The sequence below is a fragment of the Paenibacillus sp. NFR01 genome (assembly GCF_900111565.1).
In the GTDB taxonomy this organism is placed as follows: Bacteria; Bacillota; Bacilli; order Paenibacillales; family Paenibacillaceae; genus Paenibacillus_AQ.
In genome coordinates, this window is record NZ_FOIK01000004.1 from 208750 (window position 1) to 225199 (window position 16450).

The 16450-nt window shown below is 59.8% G+C and carries 13 protein-coding genes; 7 read left to right on the forward strand and 6 right to left on the reverse strand.

Going from position 1 to position 16450, the window contains the following annotated elements; genetic code table 11:
- The first annotated feature begins 105 nt into the window (after positions 1-105).
- The 3 genes from BMW84_RS18170 to BMW84_RS18180 all read left to right on the forward strand — a co-directional run bounded on the left by BMW84_RS18170 (position 106) and on the right by BMW84_RS18180 (position 5064).
- Positions 106-2889, forward strand: a complete 2784-nt coding sequence (locus tag BMW84_RS18170) for an alpha-mannosidase (RefSeq protein WP_091070845.1) — start codon at positions 106-108, stop codon at positions 2887-2889.
- Between the two features lie 45 nt (positions 2890-2934).
- Positions 2935-4158: an enolase C-terminal domain-like protein gene (locus BMW84_RS18175; protein WP_091070846.1), complete on the forward strand. Its 1224-nt coding sequence runs from the start codon at positions 2935-2937 to the stop codon at positions 4156-4158.
- 66 nt (positions 4159-4224) lie between these two features.
- The gene (locus BMW84_RS18180) at positions 4225-5064 is read left to right on the forward strand and encodes an NAD-dependent epimerase/dehydratase family protein (protein ID WP_091070847.1); all 840 of its coding nucleotides are present in this window, start codon (positions 4225-4227) and stop codon (positions 5062-5064) included.
- Positions 5065-5249: 185 nt separating this feature from the next.
- On the opposite strand, the gene BMW84_RS18185 is transcribed toward BMW84_RS18180, so the two are convergent.
- From BMW84_RS18185 to BMW84_RS18200, 4 genes are all read right to left on the reverse strand, one after another.
- Positions 5250-6572 (reverse strand): family 43 glycosylhydrolase, encoded by a 1323-nt coding sequence (locus BMW84_RS18185; RefSeq protein WP_091070848.1) that lies wholly within the window; start codon positions 6570-6572, stop codon positions 5250-5252.
- A 230-nt stretch (positions 6573-6802) separates the two neighbouring features.
- On the reverse strand, positions 6803-7567 hold the full coding sequence (gene sdhB / locus BMW84_RS18190) for a succinate dehydrogenase iron-sulfur subunit (protein ID WP_091070849.1): 765 nt from the start codon (positions 7565-7567) through the stop codon (positions 6803-6805).
- A 28-nt stretch (positions 7568-7595) separates the two neighbouring features.
- The gene (gene sdhA / locus BMW84_RS18195) at positions 7596-9335 is read right to left on the reverse strand and encodes a succinate dehydrogenase flavoprotein subunit (RefSeq protein ID WP_091070850.1); all 1740 of its coding nucleotides are present in this window, start codon (positions 9333-9335) and stop codon (positions 7596-7598) included.
- Positions 9336-9496: 161 nt separating this feature from the next.
- Positions 9497-10162: a succinate dehydrogenase cytochrome b558 subunit gene (locus tag BMW84_RS18200; RefSeq protein ID WP_091070852.1), complete on the reverse strand. Its 666-nt coding sequence runs from the start codon at positions 10160-10162 to the stop codon at positions 9497-9499.
- A gap of 442 nt (positions 10163-10604) precedes the next feature.
- Between BMW84_RS18200 and BMW84_RS18205 the strand changes: the two genes are divergently transcribed.
- Positions 10605-11498 (forward strand): LysR family transcriptional regulator, encoded by an 894-nt coding sequence (locus BMW84_RS18205; protein ID WP_091070854.1) that lies wholly within the window; start codon positions 10605-10607, stop codon positions 11496-11498.
- Positions 11499-11578: 80 nt separating this feature from the next.
- On the opposite strand, the gene BMW84_RS18210 is transcribed toward BMW84_RS18205, so the two are convergent.
- Both BMW84_RS18210 and BMW84_RS18215 read right to left on the reverse strand, forming a co-directional pair.
- Positions 11579-12247: a potassium channel family protein gene (locus BMW84_RS18210; RefSeq protein ID WP_091070856.1), complete on the reverse strand. Its 669-nt coding sequence runs from the start codon at positions 12245-12247 to the stop codon at positions 11579-11581.
- 13 nt (positions 12248-12260) lie between these two features.
- Positions 12261-13619: a TrkH family potassium uptake protein gene (locus BMW84_RS18215; protein WP_254773037.1), complete on the reverse strand. Its 1359-nt coding sequence runs from the start codon at positions 13617-13619 to the stop codon at positions 12261-12263.
- A gap of 179 nt (positions 13620-13798) precedes the next feature.
- Here BMW84_RS18215 and BMW84_RS18220 point away from each other — a divergent pair, with 179 nt between their 5' ends.
- The 3 genes from BMW84_RS18220 to BMW84_RS18230 are packed head-to-tail and all read left to right on the forward strand — an operon-like array spanning position 13799 to position 16450.
- On the forward strand, positions 13799-14197 hold the full coding sequence (locus BMW84_RS18220) for a GntR family transcriptional regulator (protein WP_091070859.1): 399 nt from the start codon (positions 13799-13801) through the stop codon (positions 14195-14197).
- On the forward strand, positions 14181-14897 hold the full coding sequence (locus BMW84_RS18225) for an ATP-binding cassette domain-containing protein (protein WP_091070861.1): 717 nt from the start codon (positions 14181-14183) through the stop codon (positions 14895-14897). The genes BMW84_RS18220 and BMW84_RS18225 overlap by 17 nt, the downstream gene beginning before the upstream one ends.
- Positions 14894-16450 carry a hypothetical protein gene (locus BMW84_RS18230; protein ID WP_091070863.1) on the forward strand — a complete coding sequence of 519 codons (1557 nt, stop codon included), beginning with the start codon at positions 14894-14896 and terminating at the stop codon, positions 16448-16450. The genes BMW84_RS18225 and BMW84_RS18230 overlap by 4 nt, the downstream gene beginning before the upstream one ends.

The following is a 16450-nucleotide window of genomic DNA, read 5'->3' on the forward strand; positions in this document are numbered from 1 at the left end:
CCAATAATTACCGCAAAAGTTTGCAATCGTCTCCTTGTTCGTCTCCTGCCCCCTTTCTACAATGGGGGGTGTATCTCCGAAATTTCCGAGAAAAGAGGCCCTTCCATGAAAGCCATCAAGCAAACCGTCCATGTCGTTTCGCACACGCATTGGGACAGGGAATGGTATATGCCGTACGAAGCGCATCATATCCGCCTGGCCGATACCGTCAATACGCTGTTGGATACGTTCGACCGCGACCCGGAGTTCCGCAGCTTTTACCTGGACGGGCAAACCATCGTGTTTGAAGATTACCTGCAGGTCCACCCGGAGAAAAGGGAACAGCTCCACAGGCTCTCCCGGGAAGGAAAGCTGGCCGCCGGCCCGTGGTATGTGCTGCAGGATGAATTTCTGACCAGCAGCGAAGCCAACATCCGCAATCTCCAGATCGGGCTGCGGGACGCCAGGGAGATCGGGACGGTCTCCAAATTGGGCTATTTCCCGGATTCCTTCGGCAATATGGGCCAGGCGGCGCAAATCCTGCGCCAGGCCGGCATTGAGACCGCAGTCTTCGGGCGCGGCGTCAAAGCCACGGGCTTCAACAATCAGGTCGGCGAAGCCGGTCATTTGGAATCGCCGTTCTCGGAGCTGATCTGGGAGTCCCCGGACGGCTCCGAAGTGCTGGGCATTCTCTTCGCCAACTGGTACAACAACGGAATGGAGATTCCGGCGGAACGCGAAGCCGCTGCGGCATATTGGCCGCCGCGGCTGGAAGCGGCCGCGCGTTACGCGTCCACGCCGCATCTTCTGCTGCTAAACGGCTGCGACCACCAGCCCGTGCAGCGCGATTTATCCGCCGCGCTGCGCACCGCACGGGAGCTGTACCCCGATATCGAGTTCATCCACTCCGATTACGATACGTACATCCGCAGCGTAAGGGCGGCGCTCCCCGATAAGCTGAGCCGCATCCGCGGCGAGCTCCGCGGACAGCGCACCGACGGCTGGTATTCGCTCGTCAACACCGCTTCGGCGCGCGTATGGATCAAGCAGCTTAACCAGGAGGCCCAGACGCTGCTGGAGAGAACCGCGGAGCCGCTCGCCGCCATCGCGCATCTTCTGGGCTCGCCTTACCCGCATGCCCTGATGCGCTACGCCTGGAAGACGCTTATGCAGAATCATCCCCATGACAGCATTTGCGGCTGCAGCGTGGATGAGGTCTACCGCGAAATGAAGACGCGCTTCGCCAAGAGCATGGAGGTGGGACGCGGCCTGGCGCGGGTCAGCGCCGACGCGATCGCCGCGCGCATCGACACCTCTATCTTCGCGGTGTACGGCGGGCAAGCCGTGCCGTTCGCCGTCTTCAATACAAGCGGCTACGGCACCGCCCGCACCGTGACGCTGGAGATCGAGTGGAGCCGCCGCTATTTCAGGCAAAACGAACAGCCGGCCGAGGTTGCAGAAGAGGTACGCCGCCGCACCCATGCCGCAGGCAAGCTCGTGGACGCCCGCGGCATGGAGATCGCCGCCGAGGTCACCGATCTTGGCGTGCGCTTCGGCTACGACCTGCCGGACGACAAGTTCCGGCAGCCGTATATGGCGCGGGCGCTGCGGCTGACCTTCGAAGCCGCGGCGCTGCCAGGCATCGGCTACCGCTGCTTCGCCTGGATTCCCGCCGGCGAAGCGGAGAGTCCGGCGCGGAATCAGGCCGCAGCCGCGCTTGAAACGGCGGCTGTCACGGCGCGAATCGGCGGCGAACCGGGCGGTTTGGCGGTCGCCCCCGGCACGCTGGAGAACGCGTTCCTGCGGGTCAGCGCCGCAGCGGACGGCAGCCTGACGCTGCTCGATAAAACGACCGGCCAAACGTATTCCGGACTTGGCGTCTACGAGGATACCGGCGACATCGGCAACGAGTACATTTACTTCCAGCCGATTAACGACCAGCCGCTGACCACCGCCGGATCGGCGGCTGCGGTCACGCTTGTCGAGGATACGCCTTGGCGAGCCACGCTGGAGATTAAGCAGCGGTTGTGGATTCCGGAAGCCGCCGACGAGCGGCTGGCGCACGAAGTTAACGCCATGGTACCGTTCAACGAACGGTTGGCCGGCCGCTCCGCCCGCAGCATTCCGCTCGATCTCGTAACGCGGGTCAGCCTGGAACGGGAAGGCAAAGGCGTCAAGGTACACGCCCGCTTCGACAACGCCAGCCGCGACCACCGGCTGCGCGTGTTATTCCCGGCCGGCGTGGACAGCACCGTGCATTACGCCGATTCAGTCTTTGAGGTGGCACAGCGCATGACGACGCCGGCGCCGGAATGGAAAAACCCCAGCTACTGCCACCATATGCAGTCATTTGTGGACGTGCACGGCGACAACCGTGGCCTGGTCGTGGCCGGCAAAGGCCTGAACGAATACGAGATTCTGCAGGATGGCAACGGCACCATCGCCGTTACGCTGCTCCGTGCTGTGAGCGAGCTCGGCGACTGGGGCGTATTCCCGACGCCCGAGGCCCAGTGCCTGGGCCCTTGCGAAGCCGAGTGGATGATTCTCCCGCACGGTGGCGCTTCGGCCCGCTTCGCGGCCTACCGGGAAGCCTATGCGTTCGCGGTGCCGGTCTTAACGGCAGAGACCGGGCTGCACAGCGGCGAGCTTCCTCCCGAAGCGTCCTTCCTCGACTGGTCGGGAGACGGCCTGGCCTTCTCCAGCTTCAAGATTGCCGAAGACAGCGGCGATCCCGTGGCCCGCTGGTACAATTTAGGAGCCGAGGAAACGGCCCTTATCCTTCCGGCGGAGGCCCGGGCTTATGCGACCGGCATCCTTGAAGAACGCACGTCGAAGACGGCGGGTGAGCAGCTTTCAGTCCCGGGCTACGCCATCGTCACTGCCGGCCTGCCCGGCCTGCTCCGCTCCTGAAAGCGGGACGCGAAATCCTATTTTAAACGAGAGCGAGGACGCCCTATGGCTATTATCAAAACCATCCGCTGCCTGCGCACGCGCCATGACGGAAGCTGGACGATCGTTCAGATCGTCACGGACCAGGATGGCCTGTACGGACTCGGCTCCGCCTCCGATTTGTATAATCCCGAAGCCGTCGTGCAGGTCATCGAGCAGCACTTCGCCCCGCTCCTTGCCGGACGGGATGCCTCACAGATCGAGGATATCTGGCAAACGATGCAGCACAGCGCTTACTGGCGCAACGGTTCGATTACGCAGACGGCGATCAGCGGGATCGATATGGCCCTGTGGGACATTCTTGGCAAGGAGGCCGGCCTGCCGGTCCACCGGCTGCTCGGCGGAGCGGTCCGGGCCGCCGTTCCCTGCTACGGGCACGCCGGCGGACGCTCCATTGCCGAATTGAAGGAAGAGGTACACCGTTTCCGGGAGGAGGGCTATTCGGTCATCCGCTGCCAGCTCGGCGGCTACGGCGGCGGTGGGTTCCTGCCGGCCGAAAGGCTCCGGCTGCCCGAAGGCTCCTGGATTAAAGACAACGCCTTCGACGAGCAGGCTTACCTGCACAATATACCAGCCATGTTCGAGCAGCTCCGGGCCGAATTCGGCGGGGAGCTTGGCCTCACGCATGACGTGCATGAGCATCTGTCGCCGATCGCGGCCATCCGGCTTGCCAAATCGCTGGAGCCGTACAACCTGTTCTTCCTGGAAGACGCCCTGCCGCCCGAACAGCTCGGCTGGTACCGTCAGCTCCGCGTCCAATGCGCCACGCCCCAGGCGGTCGGCGAGCTGTTCACGAATCCGCAGGAGTGGCTTCCGCTCGTGCAGGAACGCCTGATCGACTTTCTGCGTATGCGGATCTCGAAGGCGGGCGGCATCAGCGCCTGCCGCAAAACCGCCGCTGTCTGCGAAGCGTTCGGCGTCCGTACGGCCTGGCAGGAAGGCGGAGAGAACGATCCGGTCAACCAGGCCGCTGCGGTGCATCTCGACCTGGCCTTATGGAACTTCGGTATCCAGGAGATCAATCATTTCAGGGAGGAGGAGCTCGAGGCCTTCCCCGGCCATATTCGGCGCTCCGGCGGCTATTTGTATGCACAAGAGAAGCCGGGTCTCGGAATTGAGCTTGACGAGCCGAAGGCACAGCGGCTGATTGGGGAAGGCTGGAAATCCGCAGCCTATTACCGACCATATCCGCTGGACCGCAAGGCGGACGGTACGCTGGTCCGGCCCTGAAGCGGCAAATGCCTTCACGCAGGACAGCAAAGGAGTACCACCCCACTAAGGAGGTTCTATCCCCATATGAAAACGATAGCCGTAACGGGCGGAAGCGGCAAGCTTGGCGCCGCGGTCGTTCATGCGCTCCAGCGCGAAGGGCTCGATGTTCTGTCTCTGGACCGGCGCAGATCGGAGGCTCTTCGCTGCCGCCAGCTTACCGTGGATCTGGAGGATCTCGGCGAGGTCGCCGGCGCGCTGCAGGGTGTGGATGCCGTGGTTCATCTGGCCGCTATCCCGGCTCCGCTGCTGTATCCGCCCGCCCGTATCTTTAGGAATAATGTACTCTCCGGGTACAACGTGCTGGAAGCAGCCGAGCTCCTGGGCATCGGCCGGGTCGTCTTCGGCTCCAGTGAATCGTCCTACGGCTTTGCCTGGGCACCGCAGCCGTTTGAACCGCTGTACGTGCCCGTGGACGAAGGGCATCCGCAATTGCCGCAGGAGTGCTACGGGCTCTCCAAAGTGGTGAACGAAAGCGCGGTCTCGATGGTGAACCGCCGGGGCGCGCTGACGGCGATAGCGCTGCGCTTCTCGACCGTGATGGCTCCGGAGGAATACCGGAGCGCCGATCCGGCTTCGCGGCCCGAGCGTTTCAAAAAAACGCTGTGGAGCTACATCGATATCCGCGACGCCGCGGACGCCTGTCTGGCGGCGCTGAATGTCCGGGGACCCGTACCGGACCATCTCAACATTACGGCCGACGATACGCTTAGCGATTGGCCGACAGCTCGCCTGCTGGACGAATTCTATCCAGGCGTTTCGGACCGGCGCGCACCCTTCGCAGCCCGGGAAGCCGTCGTCAGCAACCGTCTGGCCAAAGAAACCATGGACTGGCGGCCCCGTCATTCCTGGCGGGACGGCCAGTAAACCGCCGCCGGCCTCACGCCTTCCCGAGCCCGGCAGCCTTGTCCGAAATCCGGATGCCATAAATGCCATAAACGACAACCCGCGGAGAGACGCTCGGCCAGAGCGCTTCCTCCGCGGGTTATTTAGTCTTCCTCCAGCCATTGCGGTCGGCGGTTATGTCACTTGCGTCAGCGCCTTGCGTACATTCAATCCGGCAGCAGCCGAACCTCCATGCTGTGGATCGCGATTCCGCCGTGCCCGCCGGTCCAGCTAACGGTATTGCCGCGCCCCGGGTCCAGCGTTACCGTCAAGCCCGTGATTCCGGTAAAACGTTCTTCCCCTCCGGTCGACAGGGCATTGACGAGCGAATAATCCTTGCCGTTCACCTGCAGGCGCAGCTTGGCCAGCCGCTCCGCCGTGGCGTAGCGGACCCGCAGCTCTCCCCGGCCGCCTGCACCGCCGTCCACGCCGTTGAAACGGCAGAACGCTCCCGGCGCTTCCAGCCCGGCTACGGTTCCCGTTCCGTCTGGAAGCATCCGCAGCGCAGCGCCGTTCCCGAGCACACCGTCCGCAGCGGCGTAAACATCCGCCGGAGGAATCGCCTCCGTTGTCCCGCCAACCGCTTTCACGCCTTCCTTGGTCTGCGTCACGGTGAGGATTGCGCCGTCTTCCGCAAAATCAAGCTCATCGATGCATACGCTGCGCAGCGTGCCTTCGCCGGAAACGGCCTGGTTATGGTAGAAGAGATACCATTTTCCCTTGAATTCGGTCACGGAGCCGTGGGTAGTCGAGCAGCCGGTCGGCTCCAGAAAGATGCCGCGGGAGGTCCAGGGGCCGAGAGGGCTGCGGCTGGTGGCGTAACGCATCCGGTTGTTGCCTTCCAGGTTGTCGGCATACGTCAGATAGTAGACGTCGTTTCGTTTAAATACCCACGCTGCTTCGTGAAAATCCTCCAATCCCTCCATCTCCCGCATCGTTCCTTTAACCGACATCATATCCTCGGCGAGTTCGCCCCCCTCGCATCGGCCTCCGCCTCCGTAATACAAGTACGCACGGTTGTCATCGTCCACGAAAACGGCCGGGTCGATCATTGCGAAGCCGCCCAGCCCCCCGATATAGCCCTGATCCTGGAAGCCGCTTGCCGGCTTGCCGCTGGTGGCGACACCGATCTTCCAGGTCGCGTTCCAGTCGGTGCCGCTCGGGTGGGGATAATAAAAATAGTAGGTGCCGTTCCGGTACGCGCAGTCCGGCGCCCACATGAAGCCGCCTTCCGGGCGGCCCCAGGCGACATCGTCCGAGCTCAGAATTTCGCCTTCGTCGCGCCAATTCACCATGTCCGGCGAGGAGAACACATGGTAGCGGTCCATCAGGTCGCACCCTCTGGCCGGATCGGTATCATGGGACGCGTAAATATACACCCTGCCGTCCTCCCAGACATGGGCGGAGGGGTCCGCGGTGTAGATGCTTGTAATGGCCGGATTCAACGACGTTGTCTTCCGGTGTTGATGCGCGTAGCTTGCATTGTTCATGGTAAAGAACCTCCTGCGGCAAAATAGTAGAAAACGCGTGGTCTCCCCTAAGCATAACTGCGCTTGCGGAAGGGCCGCCATGAGGCGATTTTAAATAATGCAGGGGATTGCAAAACATTCCTGAGGAATGAAAAACAGGATTGAAAAAGAGCCGTTCCCGCGCAGGAGATTCCTGCCGGAAACGGCTCGCCGTATGTCATAAGATAAGGGATAAAGGACAAAGCTGCCGGTTAGACTCCCAGCCAGCGCTTGAACATATGCTTCGTCGTCTGCTTGTTGATCTCGGCGATGGAAGTGGTGAGCGGAATGCCTTTAGGGCAAGCGCGCACGCAGTTCTGCGAGTTGCCGCACCCGTCGATGCCGCCGTCCTGCATCAGAGCCTCCAGGCGTTCATCGGCGTTCATCTCGCCGGTCGGATGGGCGTTGAACAGGCGGACCTGCGAGATCGCCGCCGGACCGATGAAATTGGTCTTCTCGTTGACGTTCGGGCAAGCCTCCAGGCAGACGCCGCAGGTCATGCATTTGGACAGCTCGTAGGCCCATTGGCGTTTCTTCTCCGCCATCCGCGGGCCCGGGCCCAGATCGTAGGTGCCGTCAATCGGAATCCAGGCTTTCACCCGCTTCAGCGCATTGAACATCCGGGTGCGGTCGATGACGAGGTCGCGAACGACCGGGAATGTCTTCATCGGCTCCACGCGGATCGGCTGCTCCAGATTGTCGATCAGTGCGGCGCAGGCCTGGCGCGGCTTGCCGTTGATGACCATCGAGCAGGCGCCGCACACCTCCTCCAGACAGTTCGACTCCCAGCAGACCGGAACGGTGGAGTCTCCCTTCGCATTGACCGGATTGCGCTGGATTTCCATCAGCGCGCTGATCACGTTCATGCCCGGGCGATAGGCCAGTTCAAATTCCTCCGTATAGGACGCGCTTTCCGGCGCATCCTGGCGGGTGATCACAAACTTTACATTTTTGGAAGCTGCAGCTGTTTCCGCCATATCGGTTCCCTCCTGATTGGGTTATGGGTCAATCCTTCGAATAGTCGCGGACCCGCGGCGGGATCAGCGATACATCCACGTCTTCATAGGAGATTTGCGGGCCGTCCGCCGTCCATGTCGCTTTCGTCGTCTTCAGGAACTCCTCGTCGTTGCGGTTCGGGAATTCCGGCTTATAGTGCGCGCCCCGGCTTTCGTTACGCAGCAGCGCGCCGAGCGTCATCGCCTCCGCCAGCTCCAGCATGTTTCCAAGCTGACGGGTAAAGGCTACTCCCTGGTTGTTCCAACGCGAGGTATCGCTCATGTTGATGTTGCGGTAGCGCTCCTTGAAATCCTTGATTTTGCCGATCGTTTCCGACAAACGTTTGTTGTCGCGTACGACGGTCATATTTGCGGTCATAATTTCGCCCAGCTCTTTGTGGATCACGTAGGCATTCTCCGTGCCGGACATGTTCAGCAGCGCCTCGTATTTATCGGTCTGCTTCTTATGGAACCGGTCAAAGACCGTGGAGGACACGTCCTGCACCGATTTTTTGAGTCCTTTAATATATTCGACCGCCTTCGGTCCCGCCATCATGCCGCCATAGATCGCGGACACGAGCGAGTTGGCCCCGAGCCGGTTCGCGCCGTGATATTGGTATTCGCATTCGCCGGCGGCGAACAGCCCGGGAATATTGGTCATTTGGTTGTAATCCACCCACAGGCCGCCCATGGAATAATGCACCGCCGGGAAGATTTTCATCGGAATTTTACGCGGGTCGTCGCCCATAAACTTCTCGTAGATTTCGATAATGCCGCCGAGCTTGACGTCAAGCTCCTTCGGATCTTTATGCGAAAGGTCGAGATAAACCATATTCTCGCCGTTGATGCCAAGCCCTTGATCGACGCAGACGTTGAAAATTTCGCGGGTCGCGATGTCGCGCGGAACGAGGTTACCGTAAGAAGGATATTTTTCCTCGAGAAAATACCACGGCTTGCCGTCCTTGTACGTCCAGATGCGTCCGCCTTCGCCGCGCGCCGATTCGCTCATCAGCCGCAGCTTGTCGTCGCCGGGGATCGCCGTCGGGTGGATCTGGATGAACTCGCCGTTGGCGTAATGGACGCCCTGCTGGTAGACGGCGCTGGCCGCCGTGCCGGTGTTGATGACGGAGTTGGTCGTTTTGCCGAAAATAATGCCCGGACCGCCGCTCGCCAGAATGACAGCGTCCGCCGGAAACGTCTCGATCTCCATCGTCTTCAGGTTCTGCGCGCTGATGCCGCGGCACACGCCGTCGTCATCGAGAATGACGGAGAGGAACTCCCAGTTCTCGCTTTTGGTCACGAGCCCTTCGGTCTCCCAGCGGCGGACCTGCTCATCGAGCGCGTACAGCAGCTGCTGTCCGGTCGTCGCCCCGGCAAACGCGGTACGGTGCCGTTTCGTGCCCCCGAACCGCCGGAAGTCAAGCAGCCCCTCGGGGGTACGGTTGAACATGACGCCCATGCGGTCCATCAGATGAATGATGCCGGGCGCCGCCTCGCACATCGCTTTAACGGGAGGCTGGTTCGCCAGAAAGTCGCCGCCGTAGACGGTATCGTCGAAATGCTCCCAGGGGGAGTCGCCTTCGCCTTTCGTGTTCACCGCGCCGTTGATGCCGCCTTGGGCGCAGACGGAGTGAGATCTTTTGACGGGAACAAGAGAGAAGAGATGAACATGCGCGCCGGATTCAGCGGCCTTGATGGTCGCCATCAGGCCGGCCAGGCCGCCGCCCACGATAATGATATCGGATGCCATGAGTGATCACTCCTAAAGTTTTGTTAGGATTGCTTCAGAGAATTACTTCGACAAAACTTGCTTCGAAAGCATAAACCTAGTTTTGTTAGGATTGCTTCAGAGAATTACTTCGACAAAACTCACTTCGAAAGCATAAACCTAGTTTTGTTAGGATTGCTGTCTTATATCAATGCCCGCAGACTCTGCGCGGCGGAAGCCGTCGCCTGGAACTCGTTGTCGCGGAACGTTACGAGCGAAAGCAGGAACATCACGGTTACAATGACGAACAACCCGAGGCACAGCACGGAGGATACCCGCTGCGAACGCGGGCCGACCGTAATTCCCCAGCTGATGAGGAACGACCAGAGGCCGTTGGAGAAGTGGAAACACGCGGCAACGATGCCGATGATGTAGATGGCCAGCAGCAGCGGATTGGTCACGATGTCATGCATTACGCCGCCCAGCTCCTCGTGCTCGACATTGCCGACGGCAACCTGCACGCGCGTCTCGTATAAGTGCCAGACGATAAAGATAAACGTAATGATGCCGCTGATCCGCTGCAGCGTATACCGCCAGTTGCGCTCAAGGTTATAGCGGTTCAGGTTCGGCTTCGACTGGTAGGCGATGTAGAGCCCGAACACCCCGTGATACAGCAGGGGCAGCCAAATCCCGAACAATTCCAGGAAGAAGACGAGCGGCAGGCTGTTCAGCCACAGCACACTGTCGGTGAAACCGGAAGCGCCACCCTCCACTGCCGAGAAGTTCGTCAGCATGTGTTCGATGAAGAAAAAGCCGAGCGGGATAACGCCGAGCAAGGAATGAATCTTTCTGGAATAAAAACCTCTCATGCAAAGTGTCCCCTTTCCGAATAAAACAGCGTTTTCATTAATCTGCATACACCGCCGGGAGGGCGCTTGAAACAGGTATGGGAGGCAGCAAAATGGGGAGCATACCCAGTGTTTGCGCCATTAATCACTCTATTCCCGGCCCATGCTAAACCTTTCACAAATTGTGAATATCTTGTGTCGATTCTCATGTTACTCCTTTTTCGCTTATAAGGGAATTGCAATCTATTTATTAAACGTTATACAATTATTGCATAAGAATTGCTTTAAAATGATAATAATTCTCAATTAAAGGGAAGAAAAGGCCGCTCTGAGCGGTTATTCTGAGGTTTTCGCACGTTTTCTATAATGGCATCAGTAGTGAATTGCTGTGCTGTTTGTCACTTGATGGGGAATAATGGGGAAAGAAGCCTGAACCGATCCGGAATTTCTAGGAGGCCCGCCAATGTATGATGATCTCGATATCTTCGCCGCCGTCGTCGAACACTCCAGCCTCAACCGGGCTTCGCGCCAGCTGAATTTGTCGCAGCCGGCTCTCTCGCGCAAAATCTCCAAGCTGGAGGAGCGCCTGGGCGTCATCCTCTTTAACCGCTACGGCAAACGGCTGGAGCTGACCGAGGTCGGACGGCTCACCTATACGTATGCATTGGAGCAGCGCCAGCAGCGCGCCGCTTTTCTGGAGGCGCTGTCAAAGTTCAAGGAAGGCGGGCCGCAGATCGTCCACCTGGGCGCCAGCCTGACGACCCTGCAGACGACGCTGCCGCCGCTGGTCAACGCTTATATGGCTAAATACCCGGCAGCCGAGCTGAAGCTGGTCACCGGCAAAACGCATGAAATCGTCTCCTCGGTCAGCGAAGGCCGGTCCGACGTCGGCATCATCGCCTCGTCCACGCTGGAGCCGGGCTTGCGCTGCGTGCCGCTGTTTGACGACCAGCTGCGGCTGGTCGTGCCGGAGCAGCATCCGCTGACGCTGCCGGCGAAGCTGACGATGGAGCATCTTGCCCGCCAGCCGATGATTCTTTTCTCCAAGGGCACCTGGTACCGCCGCATGACCGATGAGCTGTTCCAGCGCAACGGCATCGATCCCGATGTGCGCATGGAGATCGACTCGTTCGAGGCGATCGTCCGGCTGCTGCCGACGATCAGGGCCGCGGCGCTGCTGCCGAAATCATACCTGCGCCCCGAGCTGCTGCACGGCAGCGGCCTGGTGTCGCTGCACATCAAGGAGCTGGAGCAGACCCAGCGCACCACCTGCATGATCTATTCGGCGAGCGGGAGTCTGAGCACTGCCGCCCGCAGCCTCGTGCAGGTCACCGAGGAAGTATTCCTTCCGCAATAGAACAAGAGGCGCCGGACGGCGGCCGCCAGGATCGTCCAGAACGTTTCCCCCCTCCTGAAAGCCGCTGGTTCAGGCGGCTCTTAATCCACGTTCACCGCTTTATCTTCAAAGACCTCGATGCTCTCGTTGGAACCGATGACGACCATAATGTCGCCCTTATGCAAATAATCATGCGCCGTCGGGGCGACGATAATGCCGTCCCCGCGGTTCAGCGCCACAATGCTGCAGCCGTATTTGGCCCGCGTATTCAGCTCGGCGAGACTTTTGCCGTCCATGCATTCCGGCACGGTCAGCTCGACGATTTTGTATTCCTTGGAGATCTCGATATAATCCAGCAGATTCGGGTTCACCAGCTGATGGGCCACGCGCACCCCCATATCCCGCTCCGGAAAAATCACCCGGTCGATCCCGAGTTTCTCCAGCGCCCGGCCGTGCAAGATCGAAATCGCTTTGGCAATCACCTGCTTTACGCCGAGTTCTTTAAGCAAAATTGCCGCCAAAATGGAACGCTCCATATTGTCGCCGATGGCCACGATGCCGCAGTCGAAATTGCGCACCCCCAGCGAACGCAAAATCGCCTCATCGGTCGCATCCCCCAGCACCGCATGGGTCAGTTGACCGCTCATTTCCTCCACCCGCTCTTCCAGATGGTCGATGCCCAGCACCTCATACCCCATGGATACCAGCTCCAGCGCCAGACTGGCCCCGAAACGGCCCAGCCCGATCACGACGAACTGCTGTGGTTTCATCCGTATTTCCTCCTCAGCCTATAATCATTTTTCCTTCCGGATATTTGTACAGCGGCTTGCCCTGCTTCGGCCCAAGCGCGTACGCGAGCGTCAGCAGGCCAAGCCGGCCCGCAAACATTGCGAGGCAAATAAGAACTTTTCCGAGATCCGATAATTCCGGCGTCAGGCCCATACTCAAACCGACAGTCGCGAAGGCTGATGTCGTCTCGAATAAAATCATCAGGAACGACCGGTCTTCCAGCGTGGACAGCACCATGGTTATGGACACGATGAACAGCAGCGCGAGCAGCGTTATCGTCAGCGCCTTGAAGATGCGTTCCTGGGCGACCCGGTATCGGAACAGCACGATGTCCTCGCGTCCGCGCAGCATGGCGATGACGGCCCCGACCATCAAAGTGAAGGTCGTAGTTTTAATGCCCCCGCCCGTTGAACCCGGCGAAGCGCCGATGAACATCAGGATAATCATAAACATCTGGGACGCCTGGCGCATTCCGGCAATGTCCACCGTATTCGCGCCCGCCGTGCGCGGAGTGACAGACTGGAATAACGCCGCCCACAGCTTATCGCCTAAATCCAGCGGCCCCAGCGTCTGCTTGTTCGTATACTCAAAGATGAAAAAGACAGCCGCTCCAAGCACAATAAGGACGGACGTCATGGAGAGCACCACTTTGCTGTGCAAAGAAAACCGGCGTTTGCGCGGATACTCCGCCAGCTCGGTCAGAACGAGAAAGCCAAGTCCGCCGGTGACGATCAGCAGCATGACGGTGATATTCACGACCGGATCGCCGGTATACTGCGTCAGGCTGCGGAAATCGCCGAAAATATCGAACCCGGCATTGTTGAACATGGACACGGCGTGAAAAATCCCAAAGTAAAGCGCTTTGGGCAGGGCCATGTCAGCCGCCCAGCGGGCTGTCAGCAGAATGGCACCGACCCCTTCAATGATCAGCGAGTACAGCAGCACCCGGCGGATCAGCCGGACGATGCCCTCCATCGTGCTCTGATTCATTGCTTCCTGCAAAATCAGCCGGTCGCGCAACGAGATTCTTTTTTTAAATACAAGGGCAAACAAGGTTGCCATGGTCATAAATCCGAGACCGCCGATTTGAATGAGAACCAGAATGACCGTTTTGCCGAACAAACTGAAATAAGTACCCGTATCTACGACGACCAGGCCAGTGACGCAGGTTGCCGAGGTGGCCGTAAACAAGGCATCCACAAAGCCGAGGCTTTGTCCCGCAGCACTCGCTACCGGCAACATCAGGAGCAGCGTCCCCGCCAGAATCAGTACGGCAAACCCGAGCACCAGAATTTGCGGCGGAGTCAACCCGAACCCTTTAAATCCGGCTTTATTGGAAAAAGCTTTAGGCAAAACTCTCATCCTCCCGTTACATCTGCACTACAGTTAACCATACCCAGAAACGCGGCGGATGTCCACTTTTTGCATCCTGGGCATAATCCCCTTGAATTGTATGGTGGGTAGTGGTACACTGCCTGTAAAGTGGTGTATGGTGAGTGTCCATACACTCATAACAATGGAAGGAGGATACGATGGAGCATGATGTAGAACTGCTTCCGGAACCGTTCCGGCTTGATCCCTCGCTGCCGATTTATGAACAGCTGGTCGACGCCATCCGCAGACAGATCGTCGCAGGACGGATTCCGCCGGGAACGCGGCTGCCTTCGGTAAGGGATTTGGCTGCGGGCCGGAACATCAATCCGACCACCGCCGCCCGGACCTATCAGGAGCTGGAGCGTCTGGGCCTGATCGTCACCTACCGGGGGCAAGGGACGTTTGTCGCGCAGGACATGAACGTTATTGCAAATGCGAGAAAGGATATGATGCGTAAAGCCATTCGCGACTTCAAAGCGCTGGCGGCTTCGCTTGGCTTGACGGCACAGCAATTGCTGGATTTTGACAAGGAGGATGCAGATGACAACCATTCATGAAACGCCCGCGGCAGCGGTTGAATGCAGCGGAGTATGCTTAAGGATGAAGAAGAAAACGGTCCTGGACAATGTTAGCTTTCAGATTCCTCAAGGCAGCCTGACCGGCCTGCTCGGTCCGAACGGCGCGGGCAAATCTTCGCTGCTGCGCATTATCGCCGGTCTCGCGCCGGCTGATTCGGGAACGGTGCGCCTCTTCGGCAAGCCGGCCGGCGTCGGCCGCCTCGGCGAGCTTTCCCTGCTGCCCGACCGCGGCAGTCTGCCGGGCTGGCTGACCGTACGCCAGTGGCTCGGCTTTGCCCGGGACATCTACCCGGACTGGGAGGAAGCAAAGGCTCAAGAGCTGCAGCGTCAGCTATCCGTCTCCGGCGACGCGCTGATCTCCGCGATGTCCCGGGGCGAGGAAGCCCGCCTCCAGCTCTTGACCTGCCTCGCGCGCAAAGCGCCGCTGGTTCTGCTCGATGAGCCGTTCACCGGCATCGATATGATCTCCAGGGAAGCCATTTCTTCTGTAGTCGTCGGTGAACTGGCCGACGGCGAACGGACGGTGCTCGTCGCGACCCATGATATCCGCGAGATGGAGCTGCTGTTCGACCGGCTGATCCTGCTCGGCGGCGGCATCATCCGCGGCGTCGAAGAGGTAGAGCAGCTGCGGCTTGCGGGCAAATCCGTAGAGTCGCGCTACCGGGAAGTGTTCGCATGAGCGCCTTCCGGGTTTTGGTTCAATTGGAGGCGAGCCGCTATGCCGGCAGCAAACGCGGCTCTGCCGCCCGCTGGCTGGTGCTGCCGCTGGTATTCGCAGCGCTGGTGGCTGCGGGATTCCTGCTGCCGGCGCAGGACGGCGCGCAGCGGGCGCCGTTCCTTGGCGCAATCGCGTTAACCTGGCTGGCCGTGATGGGGCTGGCCGGGGCAGATATGCTGGGTTTCGCCCAGCAGCGCCACCGGGACTGGATGCTCTGCTTGCCTTATTCCCGCACCCGGCTGCTGAAGGCCAAAGCTGCCGCGCTGCTTGCCGCCGGCCTCCGGATCGCCGGCCTTATGCTTGCGGCCGCAGCGGGAAACTACGCGGTCTCCATCGCTTCCGGCCGCTACGAAGCGTTGGCCGGCGGAACGCTCATCTATACCGTAACGGCTTACGCGCTTCTTATCGCAGCCATGCTGCCCCTCGCCGTCACCGCCGGGCTGAGCATCAGCCTATCCCTGCGCGCCCGCAGAGGCGGCCTTATGCTGGCCATATTATTCTCGCTGCTCTGGATGACGCCGCTGGTGCTGGTCACCTTACTGAACGATCCTTCGTGGAATCTGGCTGACTCAGCCTATACATCGCCCACACGGGTTTCTCTTTACGCTGCGGCGTTAATCATGCTCGGTTGGCCGCTATGTTATTTCGTCATGCCGCATATTGCTAAGAAAGGCTACGGGCGGATGGCCGGACCGCAGCCCCTGCAGCTCCGTCTGCCAAAGCGAAGCGCGGCGGAAGCCGGTGAGCGCCGGACAGAGCATCCGCAGCGCGCCGGCGCGCCGTTCCTGTCCCTGTACCGGCTGGATTCCAGTCAAATCCGCCGGATCGAGCAGCTGAAAGCCGTCTTTATGCTAAAGCTTGCGATTCCCGTGGTTACAGCCATCCTGTTCTTCTTGGCCAGCAGCGATTTGCAGGCGGTGCTGTCTGTAGTCAAAGTTCCTTTTATGGTGCCTGTCGTGTTTGGGTCGTTATGGCTGCTATTCCGCAGTGCAGCGGAAAACAAGCAGCTTGCCTGGCGGTTAACCTTTCCCCATAGCCGCTTCAGCCTCTTGCTGTCCCAAAGCGCTTCGGTCTGGACGAAGGTCATGCAAGTCAATCTGGTGCTGTTCGTCTCCATGCTGGCCGGCTCGGGCGCCGGACTCGCTGCAGGGCGATGTACAACGGCGGAAGCAGGTTCAACGGCGCTTTGGCTGATCTACGCCTTTCTGACTGCCGCCATATCGCTTACCGTAACGCTTGGCCTTTTACAGACAATGTACTGCATGTTCCGTTTTAAAGTTCTTTCGATTTTGCTGATTCCGCTGGCGATGTTTGCATCGCTGCAATTACAAGTCGTTACGGACCTCATGTTCCCGGACGTAATAAGCTTGGGCGACGTGCCCGGCTGGCTGCAGCTTGGCGCAATCGCGGTTCTGGGCATCCCCCTCTCTCTGCTCTGCATGTATGCGGGGGCCCGCTGCCTGCATTCCGCTTTGACAGGAGGACGCAAGTCTTCGCTGTTCAAATCCGCATAA

Bases quoted from the DNA above. Each gene is read 5' to 3' on its own strand.
- BMW84_RS18230 (WP_091070863.1), top strand. From the start codon at position 14,894: ATGAGCGCCTTCCGGGTTTTGGTTCAATTGGAGGCGAGCCGCTATGCC.
- sdhA (WP_091070850.1), bottom strand. From the start codon at position 9,335: ATGGCATCCGATATCATTATCGTGGGCGGCGGCCTGGCCGGCCTGATG.
- BMW84_RS18200 (WP_091070852.1), bottom strand. From the start codon at position 10,162: ATGAGAGGTTTTTATTCCAGAAAGATTCATTCCTTGCTCGGCGTTATC.
- BMW84_RS18170 (WP_091070845.1), top strand. From the start codon at position 106: ATGAAAGCCATCAAGCAAACCGTCCATGTCGTTTCGCACACGCATTGG.
- sdhB (WP_091070849.1), bottom strand. From the start codon at position 7,567: ATGGCGGAAACAGCTGCAGCTTCCAAAAATGTAAAGTTTGTGATCACC.
- BMW84_RS18185 (WP_091070848.1), bottom strand. From the start codon at position 6,572: ATGAACAATGCAAGCTACGCGCATCAACACCGGAAGACAACGTCGTTG.
- BMW84_RS18175 (WP_091070846.1), top strand. From the start codon at position 2,935: ATGGCTATTATCAAAACCATCCGCTGCCTGCGCACGCGCCATGACGGA.
- BMW84_RS18225 (WP_091070861.1), top strand. From the start codon at position 14,181: ATGACAACCATTCATGAAACGCCCGCGGCAGCGGTTGAATGCAGCGGA.
- BMW84_RS18210 (WP_091070856.1), bottom strand. From the start codon at position 12,247: ATGAAACCACAGCAGTTCGTCGTGATCGGGCTGGGCCGTTTCGGGGCC.
- BMW84_RS18180 (WP_091070847.1), top strand. From the start codon at position 4,225: ATGAAAACGATAGCCGTAACGGGCGGAAGCGGCAAGCTTGGCGCCGCG.
- BMW84_RS18205 (WP_091070854.1), top strand. From the start codon at position 10,605: ATGTATGATGATCTCGATATCTTCGCCGCCGTCGTCGAACACTCCAGC.
- BMW84_RS18220 (WP_091070859.1), top strand. From the start codon at position 13,799: ATGGAGCATGATGTAGAACTGCTTCCGGAACCGTTCCGGCTTGATCCC.